Annotated in this window: 20 protein-coding genes and 1 tRNA gene; 12 read left to right on the plus strand and 9 right to left on the minus strand. The window is 70.6% G+C overall.

Annotated features, from left to right (window positions below; translation table 11 throughout):
* Positions 1 to 30: 30 nt before the first annotated feature.
* The 3 genes from QCZ28_RS30335 to QCZ28_RS30345 all read right to left on the minus strand — a co-directional run bounded on the left by QCZ28_RS30335 (position 31) and on the right by QCZ28_RS30345 (position 2949).
* Positions 31 to 972, minus strand: coding sequence for an NAD-dependent epimerase/dehydratase family protein (locus QCZ28_RS30335; RefSeq protein ID WP_279519821.1), 942 nt, complete (start codon positions 970 to 972; stop codon positions 31 to 33).
* 1 nt (position 973) lies between these two features.
* Positions 974 to 2461 (minus strand): helix-turn-helix transcriptional regulator, encoded by a 1488-nt coding sequence (locus QCZ28_RS30340; protein ID WP_279519822.1) that lies wholly within the window; start codon positions 2459 to 2461, stop codon positions 974 to 976.
* Positions 2462 to 2535: 74 nt separating this feature from the next.
* Positions 2536 to 2949, minus strand: coding sequence for a helix-turn-helix transcriptional regulator (locus QCZ28_RS30345; RefSeq protein WP_279519823.1), 414 nt, complete (start codon positions 2947 to 2949; stop codon positions 2536 to 2538).
* A gap of 320 nt (positions 2950 to 3269) precedes the next feature.
* On the opposite strand from QCZ28_RS30345, the gene QCZ28_RS30350 reads away from it, so the two are divergent.
* The 12 genes from QCZ28_RS30350 to QCZ28_RS30405 all read left to right on the plus strand — a co-directional run bounded on the left by QCZ28_RS30350 (position 3270) and on the right by QCZ28_RS30405 (position 12786).
* Positions 3270 to 3515: a DUF6284 family protein gene (locus QCZ28_RS30350; RefSeq protein WP_279519824.1), complete on the plus strand. Its 246-nt coding sequence runs from the start codon at positions 3270 to 3272 to the stop codon at positions 3513 to 3515.
* Positions 3515 to 3889, plus strand: a complete 375-nt coding sequence (locus tag QCZ28_RS30355) for an RRQRL motif-containing zinc-binding protein (RefSeq protein ID WP_279519825.1) — start codon at positions 3515 to 3517, stop codon at positions 3887 to 3889. The genes QCZ28_RS30350 and QCZ28_RS30355 overlap by 1 nt, the downstream gene beginning before the upstream one ends.
* Positions 3886 to 4677, plus strand: a complete 792-nt coding sequence (locus tag QCZ28_RS30360) for an ABC transporter permease (RefSeq protein ID WP_279519826.1) — start codon at positions 3886 to 3888, stop codon at positions 4675 to 4677. Before QCZ28_RS30355 ends, QCZ28_RS30360 begins: the two co-directional genes overlap by 4 nt.
* A 93-nt stretch (positions 4678 to 4770) precedes the next feature.
* Complete coding sequence (locus QCZ28_RS30365; RefSeq protein ID WP_279519827.1) at positions 4771 to 5100, plus strand: hypothetical protein; 330 nt, start codon at positions 4771 to 4773, stop codon at positions 5098 to 5100.
* Entirely contained in the window at positions 5097 to 7328 is a 2232-nt protein-coding gene (locus QCZ28_RS30370; protein ID WP_279519828.1) for a cell division protein FtsK, read from the plus strand. The genes QCZ28_RS30365 and QCZ28_RS30370 overlap by 4 nt, the downstream gene beginning before the upstream one ends.
* Before the next feature lie 141 nt (positions 7329 to 7469).
* Positions 7470 to 7718 carry a hypothetical protein gene (locus tag QCZ28_RS30375; RefSeq protein WP_279519829.1) on the plus strand — a complete coding sequence of 83 codons (249 nt, stop codon included), beginning with the start codon at positions 7470 to 7472 and terminating at the stop codon, positions 7716 to 7718.
* Complete coding sequence (locus QCZ28_RS30380) at positions 7715 to 8011, plus strand: hypothetical protein (protein WP_279519830.1); 297 nt, start codon at positions 7715 to 7717, stop codon at positions 8009 to 8011. Before QCZ28_RS30375 ends, QCZ28_RS30380 begins: the two co-directional genes overlap by 4 nt.
* Complete coding sequence (locus QCZ28_RS30385; RefSeq protein WP_279519831.1) at positions 8011 to 8310, plus strand: hypothetical protein; 300 nt, start codon at positions 8011 to 8013, stop codon at positions 8308 to 8310. Before QCZ28_RS30380 ends, QCZ28_RS30385 begins: the two co-directional genes overlap by 1 nt.
* A 30-nt stretch (positions 8311 to 8340) precedes the next feature.
* Positions 8341 to 9315: a bifunctional DNA primase/polymerase gene (locus QCZ28_RS30390; RefSeq protein ID WP_279519832.1), complete on the plus strand. Its 975-nt coding sequence runs from the start codon at positions 8341 to 8343 to the stop codon at positions 9313 to 9315.
* Positions 9312 to 10868 carry a hypothetical protein gene (locus QCZ28_RS30395; RefSeq protein WP_279519833.1) on the plus strand — a complete coding sequence of 519 codons (1557 nt, stop codon included), beginning with the start codon at positions 9312 to 9314 and terminating at the stop codon, positions 10866 to 10868. Before QCZ28_RS30390 ends, QCZ28_RS30395 begins: the two co-directional genes overlap by 4 nt.
* Before the next feature lie 530 nt (positions 10869 to 11398).
* Positions 11399 to 11581 (plus strand): helix-turn-helix domain-containing protein, encoded by a 183-nt coding sequence (locus QCZ28_RS30400; RefSeq protein WP_347815141.1) that lies wholly within the window; start codon positions 11399 to 11401, stop codon positions 11579 to 11581.
* Entirely contained in the window at positions 11581 to 12786 is a 1206-nt protein-coding gene (locus tag QCZ28_RS30405; protein ID WP_279519835.1) for a site-specific integrase, read from the plus strand. The genes QCZ28_RS30400 and QCZ28_RS30405 overlap by 1 nt, the downstream gene beginning before the upstream one ends.
* 84 nt (positions 12787 to 12870) lie before the next feature.
* Here QCZ28_RS30405 and QCZ28_RS30410 read toward each other — a convergent pair.
* The 6 genes from QCZ28_RS30410 to QCZ28_RS30435 form a co-directional block, all read right to left on the minus strand.
* Positions 12871 to 12944: transfer RNA gene (locus tag QCZ28_RS30410), tRNA-Pro, on the minus strand.
* Between the two features lie 203 nt (positions 12945 to 13147).
* A complete protein-coding gene (gene der / locus QCZ28_RS30415) occupies positions 13148 to 14548 on the minus strand; it encodes a ribosome biogenesis GTPase Der (protein ID WP_030334870.1) in 1401 nt (466 codons plus the stop codon).
* A 49-nt stretch (positions 14549 to 14597) separates the two neighbouring features.
* Positions 14598 to 15278 (minus strand): (d)CMP kinase, encoded by a 681-nt coding sequence (gene cmk, locus QCZ28_RS30420; RefSeq protein WP_279519836.1) that lies wholly within the window; start codon positions 15276 to 15278, stop codon positions 14598 to 14600.
* Between the two features lie 194 nt (positions 15279 to 15472).
* Entirely contained in the window at positions 15473 to 16243 is a 771-nt protein-coding gene (locus tag QCZ28_RS30425) for a pseudouridine synthase (RefSeq protein WP_030334874.1), read from the minus strand.
* A complete protein-coding gene (scpB, locus tag QCZ28_RS30430) occupies positions 16230 to 17186 on the minus strand; it encodes an SMC-Scp complex subunit ScpB (protein ID WP_279519837.1) in 957 nt (318 codons plus the stop codon). Before scpB ends, QCZ28_RS30425 begins: the two co-directional genes overlap by 14 nt.
* Positions 17183 to 18199 (minus strand): segregation/condensation protein A, encoded by a 1017-nt coding sequence (locus tag QCZ28_RS30435; protein ID WP_279519838.1) that lies wholly within the window; start codon positions 18197 to 18199, stop codon positions 17183 to 17185. The genes scpB and QCZ28_RS30435 overlap by 4 nt, the downstream gene beginning before the upstream one ends.
* Between the last annotated feature and the right edge of the window lie 4 nt (positions 18200 to 18203).

Consider the following 18203-nt stretch of genomic DNA (forward strand, 5'->3'; position numbering starts at 1 on the left):
CCCGAATGGGCCTGACACGGCGGGTAGGACCTAGCCTCGCGGCCATGCCTCCCATGCGTCCGCAAGGATTTCACTCAGCTTCGACCTTGCTGGGGTCCACCTAAGACTGGTCTGCGCGCGGCTGACGTCGGCGACAAGCTCCGGCGGTTCGGGCTTGGGCGGTTGACGGTGGACGGTCACCGGGCGGCCGGTGACCTGTTCGGCGGTGGCTACCACGGTGGCCATGCTCGTTCCGATGCCTGAGCCAAGGTTGATGGTCTGGCTGGCACCTGGCTTGCAGACGGCCAGGGCAAGCCGGACTGCGGCAGCAACATCGGCCACATGCACGAAGTCCCGCACTGCCGCCCCGTCGCCATTGAGGGTTACGTGGTCGAGTTCTCCGGTGATCGCGCGGAACACGTTCGGGATGATCCGTGCGCGGTCGGTGTCGGTAACGCCGTCGACGGCCCCAGCGATGTTGAAGGGCCGGAGGATGACCGCGCCGATTGCTCCTGTCGCCGCGTACGCCGCGACCATGTGCTCAGCCGCGACCTTGGACGCCGCGTACGGGCTCTCGGGGTGCGGATCGAGGTCTTCGGACAGTGCGCCTTGGTGCTGCGACCCATAGACGATGTTGGTGGACGCGAAGACCAGAGAGGCCGGCGCGGTGCTCGTCCGTGCGGCGTCCAGGGCCATAAGCAAATTCAGGGTGCCGGTCGCGTTGACGTCGAAGTAGCCCAGCGGGTCAGCGAACGAGTCCCGTCCGCTGGTCAGCGCCGCAAGGTGTACGACTCCGTCGTACCCGCTCTCTTGGACGATCTCGGAGACTCGCGCACGGTCCCGGATGTCTCCCGTCACCAACTCGACCCCTGACGGGGCGGTGCGGTCACCGCAACCCCGGGTCATGACCGTGACCCGGTCCCCGGCGGCAAGCAGGTCGCGGGCTACGGCGCGGCCGAGAAATCCCAGGCCACCAGTTACCAGTACGTGCACGTCAGCTTCTCCCCAGGATCGTGCGGCGGTGTTCCCACGCGAGTTCAAGGCATCCGGCCGCCGCCGGTGCCAGCCGCCCGCTGGCGGTCAGTTCGTCGATGGTGTGCCGGGTGAACGGCAACGCCGAGGTTGGCCGTACCCGCCCGGTCTTGACCACGGTTCCCTCAGCGTTGGAGTCGACCATGTCGGCGAACAGGTGGTCATAGGTGGGACCGTCAAACACGGCGACGGTCAGAATCTCGCCCCACAGGGTGAGTGCGTCGAGCGCGACGCCGAGACAGAACACCCGCACCCCGCCGGACGCATACGCCCGGTCGAACGCCGCCAGCGGTTCCGCGCTGTAGTCCGCCGGCTCGCCGTCGCCGCCGTGCTCGGCACTGCCAAGGAATTCCTCGCTGTACTCCCGCATCATGTTGCGCCACAGGTCGAAGTCGGCCACCTGGGCGGCGGGCAGGACGCTCGATGGCTGGAACACGCCCGCCGGCATGATGTGCAGCATTCCCCCGGCTACGGCGACGTTGCCAGCTGCGCGGTTGTGCAGCACGAAGGACGCTCCGTCGTCGTCTACCCGCAGGGTGAGCGTGTCGGTTGACGGCGCTGTCGGTCGGCGGCTGGGCGTGAACGGGTCGCCCACGAGCCGCCGGAAGCTCAGGTGTCGCCAGGATGCCGGCAGGATGCCGCTTCCGTCGCCGGCTACGTGGTACATCGCCATTTCGTGTGCAAGCGCTTCCGAGACATCGACACCGCCGAAGTACGTGCCGGTGGTGAAGGTGAGCGCATTGTCGGGCTGGCTCCAGTCGACTCCCGCGAGGTGCCACGCGAGCCGGTTCTCAAAGAGCCGCGGCTGTTCAACATCCCGCAGGGCGAAGCTGTAGCGCTGGTGCCGCCGCCCGTCCGACGCCAGCGGCCGTACGCCGGCCGACGCGTCCTCGGTCCCAGTGACAAGGGGCGCGGTTCCCTCCGGGGCAAGCCCAATTCCGAACCGTGCCAACTCGATCGGGGTCGACGGCAACCATTGCGGCGCCGCAATCAAGCCGCTGTCACCTACCCGCTGGTCTACGTCGTAAAGGCGTGCCGCCTCGCGTGCAAGCTGCACACGGTGAGCGTTCAGCTTCCGCCGGACCGCTCGCCACTCTTCCTGGCTGTTTTCGGCCTGTGGGTGAGACACCGGATCTTGGTAGATCGCGAAACCTCCGGAATCGTTCTTTGGACTGTCGCGCTGCCTGGGCGTGACGCGCTGCCTAGTGAGTCCAAGATCCTGCACAGATACGCCGAAGTGCTCGGCAAGAAGCTGCCGGTAGAGCGCAGACGGATACGTGATCCCTCGCTCCCACCTGCTGACCTGATTGGCGGTCACAGCCAGTCTCTTCCCGCGCGCCGCTCCCAGGCGGTTCAACCCATCCGCCACGTCCTGCTGAGTCTCGCCCGCAGCGTCGCGGAGGTTGTACAGGGCGAGATTCGGGGTGGCATCCCTGGCGTGAGCAGGCACGACGGCCCCTCCTTTGCTGGCGTAGACACCCGCTGACGCGCAACCGCGCCTAGTCGATGCCTAGTCGACGGCGTTTACCCGGCTGGTGAACGGCGTTCGGGTGCGCGTTCGGAACTGGTGTCCTTATCGCCATGACCGACATCGACACCCATCCGCTCTACGGCATCCGCGAGCCGCCGCACCTCGGCGTGCAGTTGGTCCAGCCGCGCGAGTACCAGCGACGAACTGTCCGCCCGCCCTACTCCCCCGCCGCTGTTGGGCGGTGTGGCCCCGGTCAGCACGGCATGAAGGTAGTCGTCCGGCCAGCCGAGAGCCTGCGAGATCGCGGCGAGAGTGCGCTGCGACCGCTTCCGGGTCGCGGTCGCCTTTTGCAGCTCACGCAGGGTGGCAACCGACACCTTGGACCGCTCCGCCAACTCCTGCTGTGACAGCGGCAAATCGGCCATCCGGCCGTTGATTGCGCTGGCCACAGCCTGCCAATCCTCCACCCGATGCCTCCCTGTCTGACTGCTTGATCCGCTGATCCTAGTCCCCCGCACCTCGTTGACATCGCACAACTTCAGCGCTAATTTTAGCGCTGAAATCAGCCATCCAGCCGCCGGGAAGCCGGGGAAGGCAGCCACCTCGCTGCGCGCCCACGAGCCCGTCGTGTCTGGCCGTTTCCCTGACAACTCAATGGGGCCGCACCTCCCCGAAAAGGTCGCCACGCACGGCCAAGGTCCGTGCAGCTCATATCCCGAATTGGCGTGGCGGCGCGGCTGACCCTTGCCCGCGCAGCCACACCCATCGACTTACCGGAGGTTCCCCCGTGCGTACGCACCTTGCCCCCGTCACCGCCGGACCGACGGCCGCCGACCTGGCCGCGATCGACAGGGAGTGGCCGCTGATCGCGGCCGAACTGGACCTGTTGGACGCCGAGATCACGCTCATCTACGCCGAGGACCACGGCGGACCGACCGCGCTGGACTGGCGTCGGCTGCGCCGGGCCGAGGCCCGCGTCACCCGCGCCGCCACCGACACCGCGACCCGCACCGACCCGCGCCGCGCGGCCTGATGTCGCGCACCCGCGCCGCCTTCCACGACCCGGACGGCACGCGGTACGGCATCCCGACCTATTGGTGGAAGGGTGCCCCGCCCGGCTACGCCACCCGCCGTCAACTGACCGCCGCCGGCCTGCGCCCCGGTGGTCAACCCGTCGCCGCTCAGGTGCTCTGGCAAGGGGTCGGCGGCACCCGCACCGCGTACCTCTACCGGGTCGACCTCGCCGCGCCGAAGCGCACCGCGACCCCCGCGCAACGCACCGCCATCGGCAAGGCACTCACGGCCCGCCGGACCTGCCGCACCTGCCACCAGGTGCGGCCGTACTTCATCCCGCGCTCGCTGGGCGAATGCCTCGCGTGCGCCTTCCCCCAGGAGGACGCAGCATGACCGCCCCCACCATCAACGGCACCCGCTACCCCCAACCCATCGAAGACCTGCTTCCGGCGGCCCGCGCGCTGGACCTGCCGGACGGGGAGGTCTTCCCGTCGCGCAACCGGCTCATGCGGGAGTTCCGCATCGGCGCACCGAAGGCCGGCGAACTGCTCGCACTGCTCAAGACCACCCCCGCCGCACCGCCGGCCGACACCACCGAGGCAGCCACCCCGGACCCGGCACCCGCCCCGGCCGCACCCGAGCCCGCGCCGCCGGTCGTACCGGACCCGACGCCCGCGCCGGAGATCACGCCGCCGACGCCGCCGGCCGAGGTCGCGCCGGTCAGTCGCCCGGACACGCCCGCCCCTCCCGCGCCGGCCCGGTCGGCGGTGGTGTGGCCGGTGGTGCTGCTGGCCCTGCCCGCGTTCGTCGCTATCTGGTCCGGCTGGGTCGGGTTGGGCGGACTCACCGGGTTCGGCATCGTGCACCCGCTCCCGGGCATCTGGGACAGCTTCTCCATCAACTCGGCGATCACCCTGCCGATCGGGGTGGAGACGTACGGCGCGTACGCCCTGTACGTGTGGCTGTCCGGGCGGGTGCCCGAGCGGGCACGCCGGTTCGCCAAGTGGTCCGCCCTCGGCTCCCTCGCTATCGGCGCGCTCGGGCAGGTCGCCTACCACCTGTTGGAGGCCGCCGGGGTCACCTCGGCCCCGTGGTGGATCACCACCGCCGTTGCCTGCCTGCCGGTGGCGGTGCTCGGCATGGGCGCGGCGCTGGCGCACCTGGTGCGTACGCACGACTAGTTCCGCCCGGCGGCACGGCCCCTGGCCTGGAAACCGATGCCGTGCCGCCGGTCTCACCCCATCCGTCTTGCAGACATCAAGGAGAGGTCACTGATGTTGTCACCCCTGCGGGCGCTGCGGAAAGCGGCAGCCCGGCTGAGGCCCCGCCGGCCGATCTGGCTCGGTACGCCGCTGCGCGCCACGATCACCGCCGCTGCGTGCGGCGGCTACATCCTGCTTATCGACTACAACCAGGGCACCGAGTGGGTCGACCTGCCGCTTCGGATGCAGGAGTACGACCGGCCCGATGAGCGGGAGTTCACCGCCGTAGCTGCCGCGCTCGCCGCGCGTGGCCTGATCCGCACCACGCCGTGGCAGATCGACGCCTACGGCCGGTTGTGCGCCCCGATCGCTGTCATCCGCACCGGGAAGGAGTCCCGATGAGCGCCCCGATTAACGAGCCTGGCGACCGTTTCGACTGGCAGGCCGCCGAGAACGACCTGACCGAACCGACCACCGGCCCGGATGCCGAGGTGGTCGACCTGGACGACGCCCGCGCCCGGCGGGTGCCGCGCCCCCGCCCGCCGGCCGAGGCGGACGACACCACCGCCGAGGACGACGGCACCGAGGACGCCGAGACGGTCGACGACGGGCCGGAGCGGGTTGGCGGGTTGGTCGACGCGGCTGAGGACATCCCGCCGGAGGTGTCGGCCCGGCAGCGGGAGCGTCGGCCGATCCTGGCCGAGTGGGCGCGTTCGTGGCGCGGTCTGCGCGCGGCGGCGCGGCACCAGAGCAAGGATGCCGGTTACGTCACCGCTTACCACGCGGTGCGGCTGCCGAAGTACGCGGCGAAAACCGCTGTGTGGGCACCGGTTGGCCTGTTCCGCGGCCTCGGCCGGGCGGTGCACTGGGCCAGCGCCGAGGAGGGTAACTGGCACCTGCGGCAGGCCGCCGCGACCCGGGGTGAGGCGGACGTGTGGCTCAAGCTTGATGCCCGCCGGCAGCGCCAAAGCGTGTGGCGGTGGTGGGTGCTCGCCGCCGGTGTCGGCGCGACCGTGACCGGGGCGATCGTCCTGTCGGTCGGTCCGCCGTGGTGGCGGTGGGTTGCCCTGGCGGTGGTGGTGCCGCTGCTGGCGACGCTCGGCCGACCGGCGGACAAGCCGCTCACCGACCGGGTTACCGAGGGCACCCGCTACCGCAAGCTCACCGCCGAGCTGGTCCGCCGGGCGCTGACGTCGCTGCAACTGTCGGCGATCAACTCGGCGGTTGCCAAGGACCCGAAGGCGATCAGCTTCCCCGTCGACATTCACCGCGACGGCCCCGGGCACCTGGCCGTGGTCGACCTGCCCTATGGGGTGGAGGCCGCCGAGGTGGTCGCCCGGCGCGGCCGACTCGCGTCGGCGATGCGGCTGCCGCTGGATCAGGTGTGGCCCGAACCCGCACCCGGCCACACCGGGCGACTGGCGTTGTGGGTCGGGTATGAGCCGGCGTCGCAGATGAAGCAACCCGCGTGGCCGCTGCTGTCGGAGTCGGCGAAGGTGGACGTGTTCAAGGCGTTCCCGTTCGCCACCACCCCGCGCCTGGACACGGTTGCGGTGGACCTGATGTTCCGCAACTACCTCTTCGGCGGGCAGCCCGGGTCCGGGAAGACGTTCGCGCTGCGGGATCTGATCCTGGCCGCCGCCCTCGACGCCCGCACCGAGATTCGCGGGTACGAGTTGAAGGGTGTCGGTGACTTCGCCGTCCTTGAGCCGGTCATGGCCGAGTACGGCAACGGCTTTGATGACGACACCCTCGCCCGCTGCTTCGCCTTCATTGAGTGGCTGTACGAGGAGTGCCGCCGCCGGTCGAAGCGCATCGAGCACTACGCGAGGTTGGGCAAGGCACCCGAGAACAAGGTCACGCCGGAACTGGCGTCGCTCAAGGGGTCCGGGCTTCACCCCCTCGTGGCGTGGTTCGATGAGCTGCAAGAGCTGATGACCAGCAAGTACGGCAAAGACGCCGGAGACATCCTGGAAAAGGTCATCAAGCTCGGCCGGGCGCTCGGGGTGATCATCCTGATCGGCACGCAGATCCCCGACAAGGACAGCCTGCCGACCGGCATCACCCGCAACGTCAACTCCCGGTTCTGCCTCTCCGTGGCGGACCAGACGGCCAACGACATGATCCTCGGGACGTCGGCGTACAAGAACGGCTACCGGGCGACCGTGTTTCAGCCGGTGGCTGAGGCCGGGTGGGGCATCCTGCGCGGCTTCGGCCCGAAGGCGTCGGCGGTGCGGTCGTTCTACGTCGACACCACCGCCGCCGCCCGCATCGTCGCCCGCGCGGTAGCGCTGCGGACCACGGCCGGGACGCTGCCGAAGCTGGACGAGCAGACCCGCGACGTGGCCCCGGTCGCCGACGTCCTCGGCGACCTGGCGCGGGTGTGGCCGGGCGATGAGAAGGCCGTGTGGAACGAGACGCTGTGCGCGCTGCTGGCCGAGCTGCGACCCGACGTGTACGGCGGGTGGGAGGCCGCCCAGCTCACCACCGCGCTCAAGCCCCACCCCCTCGTGAAGGTCGGCGACGTCGGGCGGCGCATCGACGGCAAGGCCACCACCCGGCGCGGCATCAAGCACCCCGACGTGCTCGCCGCGATCGCGGAGCGTGACCGGAAGCGGTCCGCCGGCTAACCGCCGCGAGGGTGCTAGCGCTAGCGGCCCGTCCTGCTAGCGCTAGCACCCTCGCTAGCACCCGATCCGAATCATGAGCTGCGACCTAGCAGATAGCAGCTCACGGCCGTTCGCACCCAAAATCCGGCCCGGGAGGCACTTGTGAACCCCCACCTGACCGCCGCTATCGTCCTCGCCGCGATCCCCGCCCTGATCACGTTCGGTTACGCCGGGCTGTGTTGGGTCAAGCCCGTCAAGACCTGCCAGCGGTGCGCCGGCACCGGCCGCATCACCACCCGCGTCCTGCGCCGCCCGCGTGCCTGTCGGCGCTGCGACCGAGGCCACCGGCTGCGCACCGGCCGACGCGTCTACAACCACTTCCACCGGCTACGCGCAGAGGCGAACCGATGAACCGCCGCACCCGCGACGGGCACACCGACTGGTGCGGCAAAGACCACCGCTGCAACCTCGGCGAACACCGCTCCGACGAGATCGTGGTCGACGTCGCCGGCCGCTCCCGCGCCGTCCTGGTGCGGGTGCGCACCGCCGCCGGCCGGGAGCACGCCGAGGTGCGCGTCAGGGTCGCGCTCGCCCCGACCGAGGTGGCCGCGCGCCGGCAGTTGGCCGGGCTGCTCGGCGACCTACGGCACGCCGTCACCCGCGCCGCGATCACCGCCCGTCCCCGACCGAGGCGGGCCAGCTGATGCCAACCTCGCGCCGGGATGGCCCAAGTCCGCGTGACGCCCGGTTGTCCGGGTTGGAGGTGTGGCTTGCCGGCACGCCGGCCGAGCTGGACGCCGCCATGGCCGCGCTGGTCGACGCCGGGCACCTCACGCAGCACGGCACCCGCCGGCCGCTGACCGGTGCCGACGCCAGCCGCTACCGGCTCTATCTACGCCTGACCATCACCGCCGACCGGCGGCGGCCCACCGGCACCCCGGACACCTCCGGCGGCGCGCTGATCGACCTCACGGCCGCCCGCGCCGCCCGCCGCCCGGCCTGACCCGATTCCCCCGAACCTTTGGGAGATCCCATGCCCGACCTGTTGACCGCCGCGCTCGCACACGCTGCGCGCGGCTGGCACGTCTTTCCCCTGCGTCCCGACGACCGACCCAACGACCCGGACAACGCCAAGCGGCCAGCGTTCCCGAACCGCTGCACCGCCGAGCACTGCCCCCGCACCGACCTGCGCTGCCGCGCCGCCGGCCGTCACGTCGGATGGGAGGAACGCGCCACCACCGACCCCGCGCGCATCCGCCGGGCATGGTCGACCCGCCCCTACGGCATCGGCATTGCCTGCGGCCCGTCCGGGCTGGTCGTGGTCGACCTCGACGTGCCCAAGCACGCCGACGACACCCCGCCCCCACAGTGGGCCGGGGCGTGTGACGGCCTGGACGTGTTCGCCACCCTCGCCGCCCGGCACGGCGGGATCGACGCCACGTACACCGTGACCACGGCCAGCGGCGGCAGTCACCTCTACTACCGCCACCCCACCGGCACGGCGTTGCGCAACACCACCGGCGACCGGGGCGGCCTGGGATGGAAGGTCGACACCCGCGCGCACGGCGGCTACGTGGTGGGCGCCGCAAGCACCGCCGCCGGCCACCCGTACGCGGTGGCGTTGGACTGCGACCCCGCGCCGCTGCCCGCGTGGGTGGCCGGGCTGCTCACTCCCGCCCACCGGCCCGCGCACCGGCCCGCCTCGGTGGCGCTGCCGCCGGACCGGCGCGGCGCGTACCTCGCGGCAGCGATTCGCCGGCAGGTCGACCACCTCACCGCCGCCCCGGAGGGGCAGCGCAATCACGCCCTGTTCGCCTCGGCGGTGGCGCTCGGGCAGCTCGCCGCCGGAGGTGCGCTCACCGACGCCGACGTGACCGCCGTGTTGCAACCGGCCGCACTGTCGCTCGGCCTGCCCGCCGGGGAAGTTGCCCGCACGATCGCATCGGGGTTGCGGACCGGGGCGAACAACCCGCGCACCCTCGCCGGGGTGGGGAGGGCGGCGGCATGACTCGGTTGCAGATCGGGTCCGGCCCCGAAACGATCCGCGTGCTCAAAGCGGCGCTGGTCGACGGGCTGCTCCCCGACACCTACGTGTCCGCCGGTTCCCTCGTGCACATGGAAGCCGTGTCCGGTGGGCTGGCCACCGCCGCCGATGAGGACTCCCCGCTGCCGGTGTCGGCCAGCATGGTCAACCCTGCCGGGCTGGCCGGGCTGTTGGCCGAGCACGCCTACGTGTATCGGCTCAAGACCCGCAAGAGCGACACCGGAGATCCCGAGGTCTACGAAGACGAGGTGACCCCGCCCCGGGACATCCTGTCGTCGGTCTTAGCTGGGAAGACGTGGCCGGGCGTGCCGCCGCTGCGCGGGATCATCGGTGCCCCGGTGCTGCGCCGCGACGGCACCCTGTTGCAGCAGCCCGGCTACGACCCGGCGACCGGCCTCTACCTCGCATCCAAGGTGGCGCTTCCCCCGGTGCCAGACGAACCGACCCCGGCGCAAGTCGACGAAGCGCGAACGTTCCTACTCGATCGGTTCCTGCGGGACTTCCCGTGGGCATCCGCGGCTGACCGGGCCAACTACGTGGCGCTGCTGGCCACGCCGATCCTGCGGCACTTCACCCGCTCCCTCACGCCGTTCGCGCTGATCGACGCCACCATGCCATCCAGTGGTAAGACGATCCTCACCGCCGGGCCGGGGATGCTCTATGGCCAGCGCGTCATGACCTGGGCCTACTCGGACGAAGAGCTACGCAAGTCCATCACGGCGGTGCTGGCCGAACAGGTCGGTGTGGTGATCTGGGACAACCTGGCCGAGGGAACCGTCATCGACTCCGCCGTACTCGCCCAACTCGTCACCTCCGGCGTCTGGTCAGACCGCCAGTTAGGCGCGTCGCGCAACGTCGCCACGGTCAACGACCGGCTGTGGATGGCCACCGGCAACAACCTCCAGGTCGGCGGGGACATGGCGTCCCGCACGGTGCGGGTTCGCCTCGACCCGGACATGCCCCGCCCCGAACTGCGCGACCAACGCGGATTCGGCATCCCGCACCTCGACCAGTGGATCACCGACCCGGCGAACCAACTCACGGTGCTGTGGCACCTGTTGGTGCTGGTGCTCGACTGGACGCGGCGGGGTGCACCCCGAGTGAGCGGGTTGTCGATGCGGCAGTTCACGCCGTGGGCACAAGCCCTCGGCGGGTTCCTGGCCCATCACGGCATCGACGGATTCCTGACCAACGCGGCCGACATTCGAGAGATCGATGAAGACGAAACACGCTGGCGCGCGTTCCTCACTTGCTGGCACGACCGCCACGGCGGCCGTGCGATGACCGCCGCCGAACTGCGGCAAGACGGCGAGCCGATGCACCTCGGCAGCGACATCAGCGACCCGTGGGATGGGCAGTTCATCACCACCCACAACGGCCGGCTACCCAACCCCCTGCAACTCGGGCGACTGCTCACCGGGCAGGCCGGTCGGTGGCGCGGTGAACACGTCATCCGCGCCGGCCGCAACGACCGAGGCGACCGGTCCGTGTTCTGGGTCGAACGCCACGAGGGGTGAAACCCGCTGAACCATCTCCGCATCTCCGCAACGCCGCACCGACCCCCTACCACCAGGGGAAACACCCTGCGGAGATCAGACCAGAGAGGATCATCGATCTCCGCATCTCCGCAACCAACTGCGGAGATCCCGGCTCTTTGCGGAGATGACCCCTCACCACCCCGCTCTATCTCCGCAAGCATTTGCCCAGCTCACAGGCATGTTTGCGGAGATGCGGAGATGCGGAGATGGTTCAGCCGCTCTGACGCAGCACAACCGATCGGCCGCGACGGACCACGAACGCGGCCCACTGAGAGCCCCACAGCCGCTTCGGCCCTATGCCTTACCCCAACCCCGCCCGATCTTGCGTCTACGGCGCTCTCAGCGGCCCGCCCTACGCCTCTCTGCCGCATCGCCACCCCGACCCTCTACAAACGACCAGCATCGACCGAAAGGCCCTCACCGTGCGACTCGTGACGCAGAATCCCACACCAGAAAGGCACGTCCCCACGGAAAGGGACGGCACTATCCGGCTTTCGCCCAAGCTATTCATGTCCACTGAGGAACTTGCCGAACTGCTCGACGTCGACCCGTCGACCATCCGGCGGTGGCGTACCGTCCCACCCTTGCAGGGTCCGCCGTTCATCCAGATTTCCGACCGCGTGGTGAAGTACGCGACGGCCGACGTAGAACGGTGGCTTTCCGCCCGCCGGGTCCATCCGAAGGCGGCCTAATGACCCCTCCGCAGCAACCGCCGATCGGCGTGCATCTCGCCTCCGACGTGGAGATGCGAGCAGGTCGGGAGCGCCCCTACCGGGCGCGGGTCCGGTGGGTCGACCCAACAACCAAGCGCCGCCTGTCCAAGTCAACGTCGGTGGCGACACCGGAAGAGGCGCAAGCATGGATCGACGCAATGGTCAGCGCAGCGCAAGGAGGCGTCGACCCGCTCGCGGCAACGAAGCGACTGGCCGAATACGGCGAGAGCGTGATGACGCTGGCGCTGCGCGGCCTGGAGCGGAAGACGCTAGACCCGTATCTTGCCGGCTGGCGTAAGCGGGTGGTGCCGGCTCTCGGGCACATTCCGATTCGCATGATTACCAACGGTGCGGTAGATCGGGCCGTCCATGGGTGGATCGCCGACGAGTGCAGCCGATCGACGGTCAAGAACAGCCTTGCCGTGCTGGCCCGAGTAATGCAACAGGCCGTACGGGACGGCATCATTGCGCGAAACCCCGCTCAGGTCACCGGGTGGCAGCGCGAATACCAGCGGGCAGAAGACGAGTTGGACAACCCGCGCACTCTGGCTCTGCCCCACTGGGAAGCCCTGACACGGCTCGCCGCCGCACTGGTCGATCGGTCCACGAACGGGTTCCCCGGTTGGGGCGACGTGACGATTTTCGCCGCGTGCACAGCCGCCCGTATCGGCGAGGTTTCCGGCGTCCGCGCCGAGGACATCGACCGGGAAACGTGGATGTGGACCGTGCGCCGGCAGACCACGCCCGGCCCCGGTGGCCTAATCGACAAAGGCACCAAGGGAAAGCGTGCCCGCATGGTGCCACTGATCGAAGAGGTGCGACCGATCGTCGCTCGCCGCCTGGACTCGGTTGCCGAGCCGCACTCTCGACTGTTCACCGGGCCGCGCGGCGGACGGATCAGCACTGCCGTTCTGCGGGACGCGACCCATTGGGATGAGGTGGTAACGAAGCTGGGCTACGAACATCTGCGCCGGCACGATCTGCGGCACACGGGGCTGACTTGGATGGCCGATGCCGGGGTACCGGTGCACGTGCTGCGGAAGATCGCCGGTCACGGGTCACTGACCACAACACAGCGATACCTGCACCCCGACCGGCAGTCGATCGCAGATGCTGGAACAGCCCTCAGCGCTCACTTGAAGGCTCGCAGGTCCCCAAGTGGTCCCCAGCTACGCGCCGTCTAGATCAGCAAACCCCTACTGTTCCAGTACGAATTAGAGGCCGTTGACCAGGGAGAATATCCCGGTCGACGGCCTCTTTTCGTGCTGTCGGGACGGCCGGATTCGAACCGACGACCCCTTGACCCCCAGTCAAGTGCGCTACCAAGCTGCGCCACGTCCCGCCCCCGCGTGGTTTCCCCCGCGGCAGCCGGTACAGCTTAGCGCAGCAGTCCCGGGTCTCCCGCACAGGCCCCACCAGCGTTGCGGGGCAGGCGACCCACGCCACAACCCCTACAGCGTCCTAGGAGGGTGGGGTGGTGGGTGGGCAGGAAAATGCCGGATGGGCGGGGCCCATCCGGCATTTTTCAGGGAGAACTGGACGGGGTCAGCCGTGCGCCTTGCCTCGGCCGCCAGGGCCGAGCTTCTTGCGCGGGCGGACCGAGATCTCGATCGGGCTGCCCTCGTACCCGAATTCCTCGCGGAGCTTGCGCTCGACGAACCGCTGGTAGCCGGCGTCCAGCGGGCCGGTGGTGAAGAGCACGAACCGTGGCGGCGCCACACCGGCCTGCGTCGCGAACAGGATGCGCGGCGCCCGTCCACCACGCACCGGGTGCGGGGTGGCCTGCACCAGCGCGGTCAGCCACTGGTTGAGGTGCGCGGTCGGTACGCGGGTTTCCCAGCTGGCCAACGCCTTGTTCAGGGCGGGGGCCAGCTTGTCGACGGCACGGCCGGTCATCGCCGACAGGTTCAGTCGAATCGCCCAGGGGATGCGGCGCAGCTCCCGGTCGATCTCCTTGTCCAGGTAGTACCGACGGTCGGCGTCGACCAGGTCCCACTTGTTGAACGCGATGACCAGCGCCCGGCCCGACTCGGTCACCATCGACAGGATCCGCTGGTCCTGCTCGCTGATGGGTTCGCTGGAGTCCAGCAGCACCACGGCCACCTCGGCGGCCTCGATCGCGCCGGCGGTACGCAGGCTGGCGTAGTACTCGGTGCCGCTGGCCTTGCCGACCCGCTTGCGCAGCCCGGCGGTGTCCACCAGTTGCCAGGTCTGACCGCCGATCTCGACCAGGCTGTCCACCGGGTCCACAGTGGTGCCCGCCACCGAGTCGACGACCGCCCGCTCCTCACCGGAGAACCGGTTGAGCAGGCTGGACTTGCCCACGTTCGGCCGACCGACCAGCGCTACCCGGCGCGGCCCCCGCGGACGGTTCTCCACGATCGCCGGTGCCTCCGGCAGCGCGGCGAGGATGGCGTCCAGCAGGTCGCCGGAGCCGCGTCCGTGCAGCGCGGACACCGGGAACGGCTCACCGAGACCGAGCGACCACAGCGAGGTGGCCTCCATCTCGATGGAGTTGTTGTCGGCCTTGTTGGCCACCAGGATCACCGGCTTGGCGCTGCGCCGCAGCATCTTCACCGCGGCCTCGTCGACGTCGGTGGAGCCCACCATCGCGTCGACCACGAAGAGCACCACATCGGCGGTGACGACAGCCGTCTCGGCCTGCGCCGCGATGGCCGCCGCACGGTCCTTGGCGTCCGGCTCCCAACCGCCGGTGTCCACCACCGTGAACGCCCGGCCGTTCCACTGCGCGTCGTACGGGACCCGGTCGCGGGTCACGCCGGGAACGTCCTCGACGACCGCCTGCCGGCGACCGATGATCCGGTTGACCAGCGTCGACTTGCCGACGTTGGGGCGGCCGACCACGGCCACCACCGGCTGCGGGCCGCTCGGCTCCTCGACGGCGACGTCGGGCTCGCGCAGCTCCACCCAGGAACCCTCGCTCATGCCGCTCCTCCGCTTCGCTCCGGACCGTCATGAGACACGACCGCGATACTCATGCCACGCCCCGCTCGGTGAGCAGGTCGCGCATCCGCGCCACGACCTCGTCGATGCCCAGCTCGGTGGTGTCCAGCACCACCGCGTCGGGCGCCTGGGCCAGCGGGTTGACCTTGCGGGTCGAGTCGAGGCGGTCCCGCCGCGCCAGGTCGGCGGCCGTGGCCGCCACGTCGGCGGCGTCCTCGGCGCTGCGCCGGGCCGCACGGGCCGCCTCGGAGGCGGTCAGGAAGACCTTCAGGTCGGCGTCCGGGGCCACGACCGAGCCGATGTCGCGGCCCTCGACCACCATCCGACCGGCGTTGGCGATCATCTCACGCTGCCGGCGGACGAGCAGCTCACGAACAGCCGGTACGGCGGCGACGGCGGAGACCGCTCCGGTCACCTCGGCGCCACGGATCTCCGCGTCCACGCCGGCCCCGTCGACGGTCACGCCGTACCCCTGCGGGTCGGTGCCGATGCGCAGGTCGACCTCGCCGGCGACCTTCGCCACCGACGCCGCGTCGGTGAGGTCCACGCCGGAGCGCAGCACGGCCCACGTGATCGCCCGGTACATCGCCCCGGTGTCCAGGTAGCGCGCACCGAGGGCGGCGGCGAGCCGCCGCGACACGGTTGACTTCCCCGAACCGGACGGCCCGTCCACAGCGACCACACATCGCCCGAACCGTACGTTTTCCTCCACCGTGTCCTCCTCAGCCCGTACCTCACGATCGCCCGGTGAGCTGGCGCCGCAAGCGGTTGTCAATCGTCATCAATCATGCCCGGGTCGTCTGGCGAACCCGCGCGCGACGCCGCCGGAGGCGATTCACGCCACCCGGGCGACCGCGCCTCGGCCGTCGGTGGAGCCTACCGGCTGCCGTACCCCGAACTTCGGGGTCAGTCACCCACCGCGTGGAACAGGGCCGCGACCTCCGCGTTGGTCAGGCGCCGCAGACGCCCGGTGCGCAGGTCGCCCAACCGGATCGGGCCGATGGAGGTACGCACCAGACGGGTGACCGGGTGCCCGACCTCGTCCATCAACCGCCGGACGATGTGCTTGCGCCCTTCGTGCAGGCTCAGCTCCACCTGGGCGCTTTTGCCCAGGGTGCCGACCACCTTGAACGAGTCGACAGTGACCGGCCCGTCCTCCAGCTCGACGCCCGCGAGGAGCCGCTTGCTCAGGTTGCGCGGGATCGGCCCGACGACCTCGGCGAGGTAGGTCTTCAGCACCTGGTACGAGGGGTGCATGAGCTTGTGCGCGAGGGTGCCGTCGTTGGTGAGCAGCAGCAGGCCCTCGCTGTCCGCGTCGAGCCGCCCGACGTGGTACACCCGCTGGTCCAGCCGCCTGCCGATGAAGTCGGCCAGCTCGTTGCGGCCCTTGTCGTCCGCCATGGTGGTGACCACCCCGCGCGGCTTGTTCATCGCCACGTAGACCAGTCGGGTGTCGACCTGGAGGCGCTCTCCGTCGACGTGGATCACGGCCTTGGCCGGGTCGACCTTGTCGCCGAGCTTGGCGACCCGCCCGTCCACCGTGACCCGGCGGCGGAAGATCAGGTCTTCGCAGGCGCGCCGGGAACCCACGCCGGCGGCGGCGAGCACCTTCTGCAGGCGCTCAGCCCCCTCGAACACGGGGGCGTCGGGTTTGGGGACACGGTTATCGGGTCGCATCAGCAAGCTCTTCTACGTCGTCGGGCAGGAAGGGTGCGAGGGGCGGCAGCTCGTCGACGGTGTTCAGCCCGAGCTTCTCCAGGAACAACGTGGTGGTCCGGTAGAGGAACGCCCCGCTGTCCTGTTCGGTGCCGCACTCCTCGACGAGGCCACGGGTGACCAGCGTACGGATGACCCCGTCGCAGTTCACACCCCGGATGGCTGAGATTCGCGAACGGGTCACCGGCTGCTTGTAGGCGACCACGGCGAGCGTCTCCAGCGCCGCCTGGGTCAGCCGCACGGACTGCCCGTCCAGCACGAACCGCTCAACGTACGTAGCGTATTCCGGCCGGGTGTACAGCCGCCACCCGCCGGCCGCCCGGCGCAGCTCGAACCCGTGCCCGGCCGTGGTGTAGCCGGCGGCGATCTCGTCGAGCATCGGCCCGACCCGCTCGGCGGGCTGGTCCAGCACCTGGGCCAGCACCAGCTCGCTGACCGGCTCGTCGACGACCAGCAGGATCGCCTCCAACGCGCCGCGCAGCTCGGCGTCGGACAGTTCGGGCGCGGGCTCCGGCGCGGCCGTCGCCCGCCGCCGCCCCGCCGACTGCCGTCGGGGTACGTCCCCCGCCGCGCCCGACTCCCCCGCCGTGTCCTCCGTCACCGCGCCGAGGTCCGGCCCGGCCGTGGGCGGCGTCACCGCACCGACCTCGGTCGCCGCAGCGTCCACCTCGTCCGAGGCCACCCCGTGCGGGTCTGGCTCAGCCGGGCCCAGGTCCGGCTCGCCGGGACCGGCGGCGGATTCGGCGTCCGGTAGGGCCGGTGCCGCTCCGGGTTCGTCGGTGTCCGCGGCCGGCTCGTCCGGCGGCGCGGACGGGTCAGTGGCGGGCGGGCGCGGGCGGGCCCACGGGGGCACCCAGGCGGCGGCCTGGTCGGCCAGCGAGTCCCGGCGTTCCTCGTCACTCATCCCGCGCACCCTCCGTCGTCTCCGTCCCGTCCGGCCCGTCGGCCTCCCCCCACCGACCCGGGCGCAGCGCCCACCGGCTCAGGCGCGACCCGCACCGTTTCAGGCCCACCCGCCGCTGGCGCAACCGTGGCCCCCGTCGGCTCCGGGTCGTCGGCCGGGGTGCCGGCGTACTCGTCGACGTGCAGCTCGGTGTCGCCGTCGGCCGGGCCGGTCCAGCGCACTGTCAGCTCCTCCAGGGCCTGCTCCTGCACGAACGACACCAGGCCCTCCCGGTACAGCTCCAGCAGCGCGAGGAACCGGGCCACCACCTCCAGGGTCGCCTCGCAGTCGGCGCAGAGCAGCGAGAAGGTGGCCGTGCCGGCCCGGCGCAGTCGCGCGGTGAGGATGGCCGCGTGTTCCCGGACGCTGACCCGGACCATGTGCACGTGGGCGATGGACACCTCCGGCACCGGCTTCGGGGTCATCGCCTTCACGGCCAGTTTCAGCAGCCGCTGCGGGCCGATGCCGAGCACCAGGTCGGGCAACGCCTCGGCGTAACGGGGTTCCAGGCTGACCGCGCGCGGGTACCGTCGGCCGCCGACGGCCTCCAGCTCGGCGATGTGGGCCGCCGCCTCCTTGTACGCCTTGTACTGCAACAGTCGGGCGAAGAGCAGGTCCCGGGCTTCCAGCAGGGCGAGGTCGTCCTCGTCCTCGACCTCGGCGGCGGGCAGCAGGCGGGCCGCCTTCAGGTCGAGCAGGGTCGCGGCGATGAGCAGGAACTCACTGGCCTCGTCCAGGTCCCAGTTGTCGCCCATCGCCCTGATGTAGGCGATGAACTCGTCGGTGACCGTGTGCAGGGCCACCTCGGTGACGTCGAGCTTGTGCTTGCCGATCAGTTGCAGCAGCAGGTCGAACGGGCCGGTGAAGTTGGCCAGCCGCACCGTGAAGCCGGTGGCAGCCGGGTCGGCGGGCGGCCCACCGTCGACCACGGCCGCGGTGGCGGTCTCGGGTGGGTCGATGGGTGGCGCGGTCACCGGA

Source organism: Micromonospora sp. DH14 (genome assembly GCF_029809455.1).
GTDB lineage: Bacteria > Actinomycetota > Actinomycetes > Mycobacteriales > Micromonosporaceae > Micromonospora > Micromonospora parva.